Here is a 13,892-nt window from a genome sequence, read left to right on the forward strand (position 1 = left end):
AGTCGGACCAAGGGTGGTGGTGCGTAGCGGTACGGGTGGTGCCTTCGTCTGCTCTACGAGGAGGCGGGCGGCGTCCGTCGCCAGAAACCGAACTCTTTTCGAAACGGGCCGGACCGTGCGCCGGCTGCACGGAGAAGTGATGAGCGGCGACGGACGGAAAGACAAAAGGGCAGTGATCGCGGCTTGAGGTGGGTCACCAAGCCGCGTTCACCGACTCCAGGGACATGCTCCTGCCCCCCTGACCTTGATCAACTCTGGCTGGGTGGACCCGCCGGAGTATGGATCATGGCTGCATGACGAAGTGGACGAAGAACGGGCCTCCGGTCGAGCAGCCAGGAGCTGAGCCCGAGCTTTCCGCGTACCAGCAGGTGATGCGGAAGAGGCTGCTCGAGGCCCCGGTAGTACCGGCGCCCGAGCCCTGGCGGCGCACCGCGTACGCCCCGGTCGGCGGACTTCTCGGGATCGGCTTCGCCTCGCACCCCGGCACCGGCCACGACTTGGTGATGGTCGTCTCGCACGACGGGCACGCTCTCTTCGACGCCGTCACGGGAGAGAAGATCGCGCGGGATCGTGACCCAGACCCCGAGGACAGCAGTCGCGACGCGGATCCCGCTCTGTGGTGTCCTGGGTGGGGACCTGTCGCCGGGAGCAGGGTGCGCATCGCCGGGCTCTTCGGAGGAGGACTTCACACCACCAGCGGAGACGGTTGGAAGCTGGAGGTCGTTGCCCCGACCTGGCCGAACGAGCGTGTCCTGCTCTCCCTCGACGGCGGTTTGCCGCACTCCGGGCCGTACGGGGAGCGCTGGTGGCACATCTTCCACTCCCACTACTCCGAGCTCCGTGCCGTTGGTTTCTCGCCCTCGGGACAGACCCTTGCCGTAGCGACGAGCAGTGATCTGTCCCTCTGGACTCGCGGGACTGGCCACAGCCGCAGTAGCAGTGCTGAGGGCTGACTCGGCAAGGCGAAATCCGTTGCCTCGGCCTCCATGGCAGGGCAAGGTGGCCCGCAGTCGGAACGGAGGCTGATCCGGGTCGCCGCCGGCCCATCCGCCGCCACGGACAGGCCGGGTGCGTGCGGCAATGTCGGCGCCAGGAGAACCGGCAGTCCTGCGTCGCCCGGCCTGGGTCCACGGCGGCGGGTGTCCCGCGCTGCCGGGGACCGCGCTCCCGAGAGAGCGGCCGGGAGGCCGGGGCTGCCAGGTGCCCCCGGCCCTAGGCAGCCTCGATGACCTCCTCGCGGATCGCCGCGGCCCACTCGACCACCAACAGCTCGTACTCCGCGCGCTCCTGGGCCGACAGGGTGCCGCCCGCACGCAGCCACAGTGCCCGGATCTGCTCGTTCACCTCGGCCGCAGACCGCACGGAACCAGGGGGCATGAAATCGGGGGACATGCGGACAAGCCTAGGGGCAAGCACTGACAGCGCGCTACCGCGTGGCTACGCAGAAGGTATGGGGTTGGTCACCGCCGGAGCCGGCCGCGTCCGCGGTCGGGCCAGTCCAGGAGGCATATGCCCTGGAGGAGTGCCGAGCGGGAGCGGGCGCGGGTCGGCGTGAAGTGCCGTTTCGGAGCCCCCCGTAGGTCCCCTGGAGGTTGCCGAATGCGCAGGCCAGGGATGCTTCGGCGGCTTCCGGCGCGGTTCGCAGGGGCGGGCGGACGGGTCCGGGCCGTCCAGCGCACGCGAGATGTCCGAAACGACGGTGCGGGAAGGGAGTCGGGGCGGTCAGCTCGCCGGTTCCGCCGCGTGCGGGCTCAGGGCGGCCTCCGTCACCAGCGCGATGATGACGACGCCGAGGGCGATGCGGTACCGGACGAACGGCACGAAGCTCTTGTTGGAGATCCGCTTCATGGACCACGCGATACGCGGTCACACCGCTGGCGGCCGGCATGGTGGCCTGCTTCACGCCGGGCACGATCCACCGGCTGGTGAGCGAGGAGAGTCTGCGCATCACCGTTCTCCTGCGGAACAGCGGGCTGCCGGAGGCGGGGGACGCGGTGCGCACGCTGCCGCCGCAGTACCTGGCCGACCCGGAGGCCTACGCCGCCGCGACCACGATCCCGGCCGCTGCGCCGGAGGCCGAGCGGTAGCGATTCACCCGCGCCAGGCGCGACCTCGCACTGGAGGGCTACCGCGCCCTGCGCGAGGCGTCCGGCCCGAAGGCGCCGGCCGCCTTCCACCGGGCCGCCGCGACGCTCGTACGGCCCCGCTCGACGCGTGGCGCGAGCGCCGGCGGCGCGGCGCGCGGCCGGCGGCGGACGCCACCGGGAGCCATCTCGCGCGGCTCGAACAGGGTGACACCTCGCACCTGGCGGGGCCCCTCGTGCAGGCCGAACAGCCCTTCCAAGAGGGCCGGTTCGGGATGTGCGGGCGGCTCGACGTGTACCGGCAGGGGCGGCAGAGGCGCCTCGTCAGGCGGCGGTCGGTCCGGAGACCGTCCAGCCGGGGGCCTGCGGGTGGGCCGTCAGATCCTCGTGGCGCACGGGCTCGCCGCAGGCCCGACAGGTGACCACGGGCACCAGTCCGTTGCCGCAGCTGTGCTCGATGGCCATGGGCAGGTCGGCGCCCCCGCGCAGATGACGGTCGCCCCACTCCTTGAGGGTCATCAGGACCGGCTCCAGTTCCAGCCCGGCCGGTGTGGCCCGGTACTCGAAGCGCTGCGGGCGCTCGCTGTAGGCGCGCTTGGTGAGGATCCCGGCGTCCACGAGCCGGCGCAGCCGGGTGGCCAGGATGTCGCGTGGAGCGCCGATGTTGCGCACCAGCTGGTCGAAGCGGCCGTTGCCCAGACACACCTCGCGCAGGACGAGCAGGGAGTACTTCTCGCCGACCAGGGCGAGGGCGTCGGCGATGGAGCAGGGGCGCGGGTCTTTCGTAGCGGCCATGAGAGTCAGTCTAAGGGAGGGTTTGATTTTCCAACTCATCGAGCTATGGTGAGTTTGGATTTCCTACTCACTAGTAGCTCCATCCACGGCCACGGGAGGCCCGCACCATGCGCGACGCAGTCATCGTCGAAGCCGTACGCACCCCCATCGGCAAGGGCAAGCCGAACGGCTCCCTCGCCCACGTCCACCCCGTGCAGCTCCTCGCCCACACCCTGCGCACCCTCGTCGAGCGCTCCGGCGTCGACCCGGCGCTCATCGACGACGTCATCGGCGGAACCGTCGACCAGGTCGGCGAGCAGGCCATGAACACCACCCGGTACGCCGTCCTCGCGGCCGGCTTCCCCGAGACGGTCCCGGCGACCACCGTGGACCGCCAGTGCGGCTCCTCCCAGCAGGCCGTGCACTTCGCGGCACAGGGCGTCATCTCGGGCGCGTACGACCTCGTCGTCGCCTGCGGTGCGGAGTCCATGAGCCGAGTGCCGATGTGGTCCAACGTGCCGGCCGGCACGGATCCGTTCGGCCCGGGCGTCGCCGAGCGCTACCCGGAGGGCCTGGTCCCGCAGGGCATCAGCGCCGAACTGATCGCCGCGAAGTGGTCCCTCACGCGCGCGCGGATGGACGAGTTCGCGGTCTCCTCGCACCACAGGGCGGCCGCCGCGTGGGAGGCCGGCCTGTTCGACGCCGAGGTCGCGCCGCTGGACGGCGTCACCCGTGACGAGTGCGTACGGCCCGGCAGCACCCCGGAGATCCTGGCCGGTCTCAAGCCCGCCTACCACGATCCCGGCTTCGCCGAGCGCTTCCCGCAGATCGAGTGGAACGTCACCGCCGGCAACGCGAGCCCCGTCAACGACGGCGCCTCCGCCGTGCTGATCACCTCCAGCGAGACGGCGGCCCGGCTCGGCCTGCGGCCGCTCGTCCGCCTCCACAGCTTCGCCGTCACCGGCTCCGACCCGCTGCTCATGCTCACCGGCGTCATCCCGGCCACCGAGAAGGTCCTGCGCCGGGCGGGGCTGGCTCTCGACGACATCGATCTCTTCGAGATCAACGAGGCCTTCTCCAGCGTGGTCCTCGCCTGGCAGCAGGAGACCGGCGCCGACCTCGCCAAGGTCAACGTGCACGGCGGTGCCATCGCCCTCGGCCACCCGCTCGGGGCCAGCGGCACCCGCCTGACCACCACCCTGGTCCACGCGATGCGCGAGCGCGGCGCCCGCTACGCCCTGCAGACCATGTGCGAGGCGGGCGGCCTGGCCAACGCGATGATCCTCGAAGGCGTCTGACGGCTCAGTGGCCCCGCAGGTGGTGGCGCTTGCGCCAGGCCACCACCGTGCCCACCAGCGCGGGCAGGGCTATGGCGGCCATCGCGATCAGGAAGGCGGGCGAGGTCGGCGCCGAGGCACGCGCGCCGGCGACCGCGTAGGCGGCCGTGTTGGGGATCGAACCGAGCGCCGTGGCCAGCAGGAACGGCAGCCAGCCCATCCTGGAGACGGCGGCGCAGTAGTTCGCGGCCCAGAACGGCACACCGGGGAACAGCCGCGCCGCCAGCATGGAACGGAACCCGTGCCGGCTCAGCTGCCCGTCGGCCGCCATGAGCCAGCGGCCCCGCAGCAGCGGGCGCAGCGCGTCCTGTCCCAGCATCCGGCCGAGCCCGAAGGCCACCCCGGCCCCCAGCACCGTGCCCGCCAGCGCCGTCCCCAGCCCCGACTGGGACCCGAACAGCGCCCCCGCGGCCAGATTCAGCAGCGGGCGCGGCACGAACGCCACCGTGCACAGCCCGTACGCCACCGCGAACACGACCGCCGCGGCGGCCCCGCCGAGCTCCGGCGGCCAGCCGTGTGTCAGCAGCCGCTGCGGTTCGAACACCAGTACGCAACCCGCCGCGGCCACGAGCAGCGCCAGCAGCAGGGACAGCCGCGCGTACGGCGACAGCAGTGCGCGCGTGCAGCGCGCGGCGAACCCCGCGCGGGGCAGGGGTGGGACGGGTGCGGCCGTGGGGACGGCGAGCTCTGTGGCGGCGGCCCGGGGAGAGGCCGTGGCGGTGCCAGAGCGGTCGGCATCGAGCATCCGGTGACACTAACCGACGAACGTGTGTGATCGCCGTCAAGTGTGTCGCACCACCGCCCCGGTCCGGCGGCGGCCTCCCGCCGGACGCCGGAGAGCGACGAAGGGTCCGGGCGCCCCGGCGCCCGGACCCGTTCCTCACGTTCCTCACGCGGCGAGTGCGTGACCCGGGTGCAGTACCACCTTGGTATAGCCCTCGACCCGCTTGTCGAACTTCTCGTACGCCTGCGGCGCCTGGTCCAGCGGAAGCTCGTGGGAGACCACGAAGCTGGGCTTGGCCCGCCCGGCGATGATCAGGTCGCGCAGCTGGCGGTTGTACAGCTTGACGTTGCACTGACCGGTGCCCATCTGCTGGCCCTTCTCGAACATCTTGCCGATCGAGACCAGCAGTTGGCCCTGCTTGGCGTGCTCGTCGGGTCCGCCCGGGTCGGACGGCACGTACAGCCCCGGCACGCCGAGCCTGCCGGTGGCACGTACGGTCATGACGAGCTCGTTGAGGACGATGGCGGGTTCCTCGTGGCTGGCGTCGTGCGCCTGGGCCTGGTAGCCGACGGCGTCCACGCCCTTGTCGGTTCCTTCGCCTCCCGTCTGTTCCCTGATCTGCTCGGCCGGGTCGCCCTTGGTGAAGTCGATGGGGATGGCACCGATCTCCTCCGCCTTGGCGAGCCGCTCGGGCACCCGGTCGACGGAGAAGACCTTCGCCGCACCGCGCAGCAGCGCGGAGTAGGCGGCCATCAGCCCCACCGGTCCGGCGCCGTAGACGGCCACGCTCTCGCCGGGGGACACCTGGGCGAGTTCGCACCCGTGGTAGCCGGTCGGGAAGATGTCGGCGAGCAGCACGAAATCGTTCTCGAACTCCTCGCCCGGGGGCAGCTTCAGACAGTTGAAGTCGGCGTACGGCACCCGCAGCAGCTCGGCCTGGCCGCCCGGGTACGGGCCCATCGCCACGTAGCCGTAGGCTCCGCCCGCGAAGCCGGGGTTGACCGTCAGGCAGAAGCCGGTCTTTCCGGCAAGGCAGTTCTTGCAGAATCCGCAGGCGACGTTGAAGGGCATCACGACGCGGTCACCCTCGGACAGGGAGGTCACGCCGCTGCCGACCTCCTCGATGATTCCGAGGTTCTCGTGTCCGAAGACGATGCCCGGCTCGGCCGCCGTGCGGCCCTCGTACATGTGCAGGTCCGAGCCGCATATCGCGGACGACGTGACGCGTACGAGTACATCGTTGGGATGCTGGATCTGGGGATCCTGGACGTCCTTCACCGCCACATGGAAGGGCTCTTCATAGACGACGGCTTTCACCTCTGTCACCTCCGCGTCGAACGCTGACGGCGGCGAGAGGGCCGCTCCCGGGGGACGCACACGAAAGCGCAGGCCTTCGGGCTGTGCCGTGGCCCCCATGGGCTCGCCTCACCGCCGGTACTTCCAGGTAACGCCCGTGCGGGAGGGGTTGCAACCCATGCCGACGGCGGCGGCCCGCCCTCTGGGCGGACGGCCGGATGCGGATCTTGATTCGATCAATCGGGATCCGGGTCGACCGTAGGGTTCGTCCCATGACCGTCACAGCCGCGGCCCCGCCCGACGTGCCGCGCAGCGCTCTCGCCGACGTCGTGCTGGAGCGGCTGACCGGCACGCACTCCGAGGCGGCCGATCTGGAGCGGGCCATGGCGATGCGGGCGTACATGAAGGACGCGGCGCCCTTCCTCGGGATCCCGGCCCCGGCCCGACGCGCCCTGTCCCGCGGCGTCCTCGCCGGCACCCCCCGGCCCACGGAGACCGACTGCACCGCGATCGCGCTGCGCTGCTGGCGGCTGCCCGAGCGCGAGTACCACTACTTCGCCGTGGACTACCTGCGCCGGCACGCTGCCCACTGCTCCTCCGCCTTCCTGCCCGTCGCCCGGCACCTGATCACCACCGTCCCCTGGTGGGACACCGTCGACCCGCTCGCCGCGCACGTCGTCGGCACGCTGGTCACAGCCGACCCCGGCCTCACGGCCGACATGGACGCCTGGATCACGGACGACAACCTCTGGCCGGCCCGTACGGCCCTGCTGCACCAGCTCCGCCACAAGGAACGCACCGACACCGAGCGGCTGTTCGCCTACTGCCTGCTCCAGTCCGGACACCCGGACTTCTTCATCCGCAAGGCCATCGGCTGGGCCCTGCGCGAGTACGCCAAGACCGATCCCGAAGCCGTACGGGGCTTCCTGGCGCGGGAGCGGAGCCGGTTCGCCCCGCTGACGGTCCGCGAGGCGCTGAAGAACATCGGCTCCTGAGCCCCAAGACGCGTACCGCGAAAAACCATTCGACGCCGGACAAACCGTCGACGATGATCGTCGACATGTTCCGGCACGCCTTCCTCCTCGCAGCATCCGCCGTCGCGGATGCCCCGAAGGCTGCCGTCCCGATCCTCGTGGCCGCTGTCGACGGCGCCCGAAGCTGACCCTCTCCGGATCGTCCGGCGGACCCCGCAGGGGGAGGGTCGGCCAGTCCCTGGGGTCCCGCCTTCCGTACGGCTGAGAGGCTTCGAGGTACAGCCATGTCCAAAACGGCATACGTGCGCACCAAACCGCACCTGAACATCGGCACCATGGGTCACGTCGACCACGGCAAGACCACCCTGACCGCCGCCATCACCAAGGTCCTGGCCGAGCACGGCACCGGCGGCACCGCCCAGTACGTCTCCTTCGACCGCATCGACCGGGCCCCGGAGGAGGCCGCCCGCGGCATCACGATCAACATCGCGCACGTCGAGTACGAGACCGACACCCGGCACTACGCCCACATCGACATGCCGGGCCATGCCGACTACGTCAAGAACATGGTCACCGGCGCCGCACAGCTCGACGGGGCGATCCTCGTCGTCTCCGCGCTGGACGGGATCATGCCGCAGACCGCCGAACACGTACTGCTCGCCCGGCAGGTGGGTGTCGACCACATCGTCGTCGCCCTCAACAAGGCCGACGCCGTCGACGACGGCGAGGACACGGTGCTGACCGACCTGGTCGAGCTGGAGGTCCGCGACCTGCTCACCGCTCAGGGGTACCCCGGGGACGCCGTTCCCGTCGTACGCGTCTCCGGGCTGAGGGCCCTGGAGGGCGACCCGCGCTGGACGGCGTCCATCGAGGCGCTGCTCGACGCGGTGGACACCTACGTGCCAATGCCCGAGCGGTACCTGGACGCGCCCTTCCTGCTGCCGGTGGAGAACGTGCTCACCATCACCGGACGCGGAACGGTCGTCACGGGCGCCGTGGAGCGCGGGACGCTCCGCCTGGGCGACCGGGTGTCGGTGCTCGGCGCCGGCGTGGAGTCCGTCGTCACCGGGCTGGAGACCTTCGGCAAGCCGATGCAGGAGGCACAGGCCGGCGACAACGTGGCTCTGCTGCTGCGGGGTGTTCCGCGCGACGCGGTGCGGCGCGGGCATGTGGTGGCGGCGCCGGGGAGCGTGGTGCCCGCTCGCAGGTTCTCGGCGCGGGTGTACGTGCTGTCGGCGCGTGAGGGCGGTCGTACGACACCGGTGGCCACGGGGTATCGGCCGCAGTTCTACATCCGCACGGCGGACGTGGTCGGGGACGTCGACCTCGGGGAGGTGGCCGTCGCCCGGCCCGGTGAGACGGTGGAGATGACCGTCGAGCTGGGGCGGGAGGTGCCGTTGGAGCCGGGCCTCGGGTTCGCCATCCGTGAGGGTGGCAGGACCGTGGGGGCCGGGACGGTCGTCTCCGTCGGTCCGTAGGGACCGAGGCGTGTGGGGGACCGCGGGCCGGCTGCGGCCGGTCGCGCGGTGGCCCGCCCCGTGGACCGGTACGCGTACCTGGTCCCGTCCCATACCGGTGACAATGGGTCCGTGAGTGAAGCCATACCCGTGACCAGGGCCGTCGATCACGGCACCGCCAAGCTGATGCCCGACGTCGACCGGGAGCGGGCCTGGCTGCTCACCGTCGACGGGGCACCGCAGTCGTACGTCGATCTGGACGCGCCCGCGCATCTGGAGTTCGAGTACGTCCGGCGGCTCGGGTACGTGCTCGACACCGTGGGTGAGGCCGGGCGGGCGCTGGACGTGGTGCACCTGGGTGGGGGAGCGCTGACGCTCCCCCGGTACCTCGCCGCAACCCGGCCGGGCTCGCGGCAGGACGTGGTCGAGTCCGACCGGGGGCTGCTGGAGCTGGTCGTCGAGCATCTGCCGCTCGCGGAGGGCTCCGGTGTGGCGTTGCACGCCGACGATGCCCGGGCCTGGCTCGAGGCCGCCCCGGACGACGCGGCCGACGTGCTGATCGCCGACGTGTTCGGCGGCTCCCGCGTCCCGGCCCACCTCACCACGCTCGCCTACGCCCGGGAGGCCGAGCGCGTGCTGCGCCCCGACGGGATCTATCTGGCCAACCTGGCCGACGCGGCGCCGTTCGGTTTCCTGCGCTCCCAACTGGCCACCTTCGCCGCCGTGTTCGAGGAGCTGGTGCTGATCGCCGAGCCGGGCGTGCGGCGCGGCCGGCGGTTCGGCAATGCCGTCGTCGTCGCCTCGCACCGGGCCGTCGACACGGCCGGCGTGGCCCGGCGCGCGGCCGCCGACGCCTTTCCGGCCCGCGTGGAACACGGCCGGGGACTGCAGGAGTTCATCGGCTCCGCCCGGCCGGTCCAGGACGCCGACGCCGTACCGTCACCCGAGCCCCCCGACGGGGCTTTCGGCATCGGCTGAGGGGAGCTGGGTGGCGGTCGTCCGCCGGGTGCGGCGGGTCAGCGTGCGAACGTCCGGGACCCAGCAGCACGTCTGTGGTGAGTGGGCGTAGGCGGTCAGTGAGCGAAGGACGGGCCGGCTGGTGTGGTCGTTGTGTCAGATAGCGGGGCGACTTCGGCCTCGACTTCGAGCGCCGGCCGGCCGAGTGGCGGCAGCAGCCGGGTCACTCGCCGCAGCAGCTCGGCGGCCTTGCGCAGGCACTTGTTGTAGCCGGGCTGCTTGGGCAGGTTGGCCTCGGAGGTGAGGCCCGGCATGGCCTGCATCATCGCGAGCGTGACCGGCTCGGCATCGGTCGGTTGCGGAGCGATCCCGATGGCCGGACGCCAGGGCACCAGATGCGGTGATGCCTTCAGCAGGTCGTCGGTCTTCACATCGAGTGCGGTGGTGAGGGAGTCCAACTCTGTCTTCAGGCGCCGATGTTGGGCTCCCTTCCCTTCTCTTCCCTTGCGCGCGCAGCCGATCCCTTGGAATCGATCATCTGGCCAGGGCAGGTTCGGCCTCGATGCACAGCGTGATGATCGGCCCGGACGTGAAAACAGGCGCTCTGGGCTCGAGGTGCCTGTCAGCGGATAGGCCGCTAGCCTCGAAAGAGATGAGGTCGCGATTCAGGACACGTCCCGCGACGCGCTCCACGGAACGGTGGGCCTGCAGCCGGGAGACGTGCGTCCCCCGCTTTCACGCGGCGACCTCGACGACAGCGCCGCATCGGTCTTCGAGCGGCACCATCCAGCCATCACCGGACCCCACGCTTCGGCGTGAGGCCGCGGCCATGCGTCTCGTGCTGGGACAGCGCGAGAACGAGGAAGAAAGAGCAGAGCCATGCGAGCACATCACGCCAAGCGCGCCTTCGCCTGCGTCGCGGCCGGCTTCCTGCTGGCCGGCGGCACCGCGATCGGAGTGGCGGGCACGGCCGCAGCAGCCACCCCCACCACGACGACCGCCTCGGCTCCCACGGGCTGCTCGTGGCACAGCGGCTGGTACGACAGTTACCACCACTGGCACAAGGGCTATTGGGACTGCCACTGACCTGCCCGCCGTCCGGGCGAGTGGCCGCTGGTACGAGCCACTTCGGACGTTGTAGCCCAGCGGGTCATCAGCAGGCGCCGGTCACCGTGCCCGCGCCGAACGCGGCCGGCGCCAGACCCCAGGGACCCGCCCCCGCCCAGGCTGTCCCGGGCGACGAGCGGACCGTAAGACGGCGTCGGCCGCGCCGACCACGGCGTCGGCGATGGAGAACCGGACGACGATGCCCCACAGCCAGGGGCGGCCGGTGAACTCCCGTCGGCCCTCCCGGAGACGGGCCAGCATGCCCTCGCCGGGTGTGCGGGGCGGGATGTGGCTGACGTCGAGGAAGGAACGCAGGGCCCCGGCCACGAGTGCGACGTCAGCAGCGGTACCTGGGAGTGCGTCTCCAACCGCCAGGTCTCCGACGACGGCGCGGGCTCGCTGTACGGCCACTGGGTCTCCCGCGGCTACCTGAGCGAGGGCTGAGGCTCCACGGTGTTCGGGCCGCCGTCTCGCGGTGGGCCGGAACGCCCGGCGGGCTCAGTCGTTCGTCGGCGTCCCGTGCAGCCGGACGGTGCTGAGGACCTTCAGGACGGTCGCCTTGGGGATCTCGCCCTTCACACCCGTGGCCCCGTAGAAGTCGAACGACACATAGTCGTGGGCCGAGTTCTGGAAGCCGAACGTAAGGGCCTTGCCGTCGGTCACGCACTTGCCCTTCCGCGGCGTGTCGGTCGACTGGGCCCATGCGTAGCTGCCCCCGATGCCCGAAGCGGTCGTGAAGGGGGTGGCCTTCTTGTCCCACGAGATGCTCTTCTTGTCCGGCATGGTGTAGCCGCCGTAGACCCACCAGGGCGCTGTGTTGATCGCTATCTCGTCCGTGTTCTTGGCACCGCTGGCGCCCTTGCTGCCCACGACCGCCAGCGGGGTGTCCTCGGTGCGGCCGTCCCTGTCGTCGTCGGACGCGCACCACTTGGACTTGTACTCGGCGAGGCCGGACATGGTGATGCCCTTGTCCTTCTCGCTCTTCGGGAAGTCGAAGTTGACCGCGAGGCCGGTGGCCTGGACCTCCCAATCCGACGGCACGTCGAAGGCGACGCCCCATTTGGGGTTCACCACGACCTTCCAGCCGGCGATCGTCGGCTTCTCGCCCCCGTTGTCGCGCGAGTCGTCGTCCGACCCGGACGCGGACGCGCTCGGATCGGAGGGCGACGACGTGGCCGGGTTGCTCGGCTTGTCGGCCTGGTCCTTCTTGTCCTTGGTGCCGAGGACCAGGAAGCCGGTCACGCCCGCGGCCACCACCACGGCCGCGGCCGCCAGGATCGCGACGAGCTTCGTCCGGTTCCCGCCCCCGCCGCCGCCCGGCGAGGGGTGGGGGGCGCCCGTGGGCGCCGGGGTCCCCCACTGCGGCTGCGTATAGGGGCCGGGCTGCTGGTACGGATTCGGCTGCTGGTATCCCGGCTGCTGGTACGGGTTGTGCTGCGGGTTCTGCTCGCCCCCGGGCGGCTGCTGTCCTGGCCACATGGGCGCCCACACTAGCGGGGCCGGGGACACGGTTCGGTCACTGCCCCTCGTCAGGGCCGTAGCGAAGCACGCCCCGCTCTGGCCAGCTTCTCCTACTCGTGAGTAACATGACGGCATGAGCGCAGACCAGATGTCGATCGGCGACATGCTCGCCGCCACCGTGCCCATGGCCCGGACGCTGAACCTCGAGTTCCTGGAGACCTCTCCGGAGCGGGCCGTGGTGTCCCTGCCGGACCAGGACGCGTACCACAACCACGTGGGCGGGCCGCACGCCGGCGCGATGTTCACGCTCGGGGAGTCGGCCAGCGGCGCCATCGTGCTGGCCGCGTTCGGTGACCAGCTCGCGCGCGCCGTGCCGCTCGCCGTGCGGGCCGAGATCGCCTACAAGAAGCTGGCGATGGGCGCCGTCACGGCGACCGCGACGCTGGGCCGTCCGGCGGCCGAGGTCGTGGCCGAACTGGACGGGGGGCAGCGCCCCGAGTTCCCGGTGGCGATCGAGATCCGGCGCGCGGACGGAGCCGTGACCGGCGAGATGACGGTGGTGTGGACCTTGCGGCCCAACCAGTAGGAGAGCAGCGCGACTTGGGGAAGGGGCCCGGCCGGCCCCTTCTTTCGTCGTGAGGTCTCAGGCGGCCCGGCGCCGCTCCTGCGGGCCGGCCCCGCCGTCCTCAAGGCCTGCCGCGAACTCCTTGAGCCGGCCCCGGAACCCGGGTCCGAGGTCCGGGCGGGTGCACGCCAGCCGGACCACCGTGCGCGCCTGGTCGTCCTTGTCGCCGGCGTCGTAGCGCAGGCCCTCGAAGACGACCCCGTGCACCGTGCCGGTCGCGGCGAGGTCCTGGAGGGCGCCGGTCGGCTGGATCTCGCCACCGCGCCCGGGCGGTGTGTGTTCCAGGATGTCGAAGACCGCGGGGTCGAGGACGTGGCGGCCGATGACCGCGTAATGGCTCGGCGCCCTCTCGGGTGACGGCTTCTCGACCAGACCGGTGACACGTACGACGCCGGCCTCGCCGGTGGGTTCGACGGCCGCGCAGCCGTAGAGACGCATCTGCGCCGGGTCGACCTCCATCAGGGCCACTACGCTGCCCGCGTACCGGTCGCGGACGTCCAGCATGCGGCTGAGCAGGGTCTCCCGCGGATCGGTCAGTCGTCGCCGAGCAGGACGGCGAATGGCTGGTTCCCAAGGTGGTGGCGGGCGTACCCCACGGCGAGGCTGAGCGTGTCGCCCTGGCGGATGTGGTGGATGTCCGCGAGCCGCGCGGGATCGCGTACGGCGTCCAGGCACACGGTGTCGCGCCTGGCCGTCAGTGCCTGTTCCCGCTCGAAGGCGTGGTCGAAGTGGTCCTGGATGGCCTGTTCGTGGTGGCCGGTGACCATCAGGATGTCGTCGAGACCGGCCGCGGCGGCCTCCTCCACGACGTACTGGACGGCCGGCTTGTCGACGACGGGGAGCATCTCCTTCGGGGTGGCCTTGGTCGCGGGCAGGAACCGGGTGCCGAGCCCGGCGGCCGGGACGACCGCCTTGCGTACCGGCCGGGGAAAGGCGGGGATCGTTGTGGAGTGGGGGGCGATCACGCGGGCACTCTGCGGCACGCGGATGAGAGCGTGCCGAGAGGAACGTGGGAACCGGGTGCGGGGGGCGGGCGGGAAGTTGGAGATTTCGTGTGCCATCCGGCTTTCCATGCGCACAAGTTGACCGTCGTGCG

The 13,892-nt window shown here is 71.3% G+C and carries 13 protein-coding genes and 4 pseudogenes; 8 read left to right on the plus strand and 9 right to left on the minus strand.

What is annotated here, in order from left to right; all coding sequences use genetic code 11:
- Positions 1-293: 293 nt before the first annotated feature.
- Positions 294-953 (plus strand): hypothetical protein, encoded by a 660-nt coding sequence (locus tag ACFZDC_RS36090; RefSeq protein ID WP_391330533.1) that lies wholly within the window; start codon positions 294-296, stop codon positions 951-953.
- 259 nt (positions 954-1,212) lie between these two features.
- On the opposite strand, the gene ACFZDC_RS36095 is transcribed toward ACFZDC_RS36090, so the two are convergent.
- The gene (locus tag ACFZDC_RS36095; RefSeq protein ID WP_391330535.1) at positions 1,213-1,392 is read right to left on the minus strand and encodes a hypothetical protein; all 180 of its coding nucleotides are present in this window, start codon (positions 1,390-1,392) and stop codon (positions 1,213-1,215) included.
- Positions 1,393-1,722: 330 nt separating this feature from the next.
- A pseudogene (locus ACFZDC_RS36100) lies at positions 1,723-1,860 on the minus strand (undecaprenyl-diphosphatase); the annotation flags it as partial.
- Here ACFZDC_RS36100 and ACFZDC_RS36105 point away from each other — a divergent pair.
- Positions 1,860-2,386, plus strand: a pseudogene (locus ACFZDC_RS36105) (cupin); the annotation flags it as partial. The pseudogenes ACFZDC_RS36100 and ACFZDC_RS36105 overlap by 1 nt on opposite strands.
- A gap of 22 nt (positions 2,387-2,408) precedes the next feature.
- Here the strand turns inward: ACFZDC_RS36105 and ACFZDC_RS36110 are convergent.
- A complete protein-coding gene (locus ACFZDC_RS36110) occupies positions 2,409-2,879 on the minus strand; it encodes a winged helix-turn-helix transcriptional regulator (protein ID WP_391330537.1) in 471 nt (156 codons plus the stop codon).
- A 107-nt stretch (positions 2,880-2,986) separates the two neighbouring features.
- On the opposite strand from ACFZDC_RS36110, the gene ACFZDC_RS36115 reads away from it, so the two are divergent.
- Positions 2,987-4,156: an acetyl-CoA C-acyltransferase gene (locus ACFZDC_RS36115; RefSeq protein ID WP_391330539.1), complete on the plus strand. Its 1,170-nt coding sequence runs from the start codon at positions 2,987-2,989 to the stop codon at positions 4,154-4,156.
- Between the two features lie 4 nt (positions 4,157-4,160).
- On the opposite strand, the gene ACFZDC_RS36120 is transcribed toward ACFZDC_RS36115, so the two are convergent.
- Together ACFZDC_RS36120 and ACFZDC_RS36125 are read right to left on the minus strand one after the other, a co-directional pair.
- Positions 4,161-4,940: a VTT domain-containing protein gene (locus ACFZDC_RS36120; RefSeq protein ID WP_391330541.1), complete on the minus strand. Its 780-nt coding sequence runs from the start codon at positions 4,938-4,940 to the stop codon at positions 4,161-4,163.
- Positions 4,941-5,084: 144 nt separating this feature from the next.
- Complete coding sequence (locus ACFZDC_RS36125; protein ID WP_391330543.1) at positions 5,085-6,236, minus strand: alcohol dehydrogenase catalytic domain-containing protein; 1,152 nt, start codon at positions 6,234-6,236, stop codon at positions 5,085-5,087.
- 251 nt (positions 6,237-6,487) lie between these two features.
- On the opposite strand from ACFZDC_RS36125, the gene ACFZDC_RS36130 reads away from it, so the two are divergent.
- The 3 genes from ACFZDC_RS36130 (at position 6,488) to ACFZDC_RS36140 (ending at position 9,624) form a co-directional block, all read left to right on the plus strand.
- The gene (locus tag ACFZDC_RS36130) at positions 6,488-7,210 is read left to right on the plus strand and encodes a DNA alkylation repair protein (protein ID WP_391330545.1); all 723 of its coding nucleotides are present in this window, start codon (positions 6,488-6,490) and stop codon (positions 7,208-7,210) included.
- Positions 7,211-7,473: 263 nt separating this feature from the next.
- Entirely contained in the window at positions 7,474-8,667 is a 1,194-nt protein-coding gene (gene tuf / locus ACFZDC_RS36135; RefSeq protein ID WP_391330546.1) for an elongation factor Tu, read from the plus strand.
- 111 nt (positions 8,668-8,778) lie between these two features.
- Positions 8,779-9,624: a fused MFS/spermidine synthase gene (locus ACFZDC_RS36140; RefSeq protein ID WP_391330548.1), complete on the plus strand. Its 846-nt coding sequence runs from the start codon at positions 8,779-8,781 to the stop codon at positions 9,622-9,624.
- 95 nt (positions 9,625-9,719) lie between these two features.
- Here ACFZDC_RS36140 and ACFZDC_RS36145 read toward each other — a convergent pair whose 3' ends face one another.
- On the minus strand, positions 9,720-10,034 hold the full coding sequence (locus tag ACFZDC_RS36145) for a hypothetical protein (RefSeq protein WP_391330550.1): 315 nt from the start codon (positions 10,032-10,034) through the stop codon (positions 9,720-9,722).
- A gap of 448 nt (positions 10,035-10,482) precedes the next feature.
- Between ACFZDC_RS36145 and ACFZDC_RS36150 the strand changes: the two genes are divergently transcribed.
- Positions 10,483-10,689, plus strand: coding sequence for a hypothetical protein (locus tag ACFZDC_RS36150; protein WP_391330552.1), 207 nt, complete (start codon positions 10,483-10,485; stop codon positions 10,687-10,689).
- Positions 10,690-10,745: 56 nt separating this feature from the next.
- Here the strand turns inward: ACFZDC_RS36150 and ACFZDC_RS36155 are convergent.
- Positions 10,746-11,100: pseudogene (locus ACFZDC_RS36155) on the minus strand (MFS transporter); the annotation flags it as partial.
- Positions 11,101-11,208: 108 nt separating this feature from the next.
- The gene (locus tag ACFZDC_RS36160; RefSeq protein ID WP_391330553.1) at positions 11,209-12,189 is read right to left on the minus strand and encodes a hypothetical protein; all 981 of its coding nucleotides are present in this window, start codon (positions 12,187-12,189) and stop codon (positions 11,209-11,211) included.
- A gap of 115 nt (positions 12,190-12,304) precedes the next feature.
- Between ACFZDC_RS36160 and ACFZDC_RS36165 the strand changes: the two genes are divergently transcribed.
- Positions 12,305-12,757 carry a DUF4442 domain-containing protein gene (locus tag ACFZDC_RS36165; protein WP_391330555.1) on the plus strand — a complete coding sequence of 151 codons (453 nt, stop codon included), beginning with the start codon at positions 12,305-12,307 and terminating at the stop codon, positions 12,755-12,757.
- A gap of 57 nt (positions 12,758-12,814) precedes the next feature.
- Here ACFZDC_RS36165 and ACFZDC_RS36170 read toward each other — a convergent pair.
- Positions 12,815-13,761, minus strand: a pseudogene (locus tag ACFZDC_RS36170) (UTP--glucose-1-phosphate uridylyltransferase).
- Between the last annotated feature and the right edge of the window lie 131 nt (positions 13,762-13,892).

It is taken from the genome of Streptomyces sp. NPDC007905 (genome assembly GCF_042959345.1).
In the GTDB taxonomy this organism is placed as follows: Bacteria; Actinomycetota; Actinomycetes; order Streptomycetales; family Streptomycetaceae; genus Streptomyces.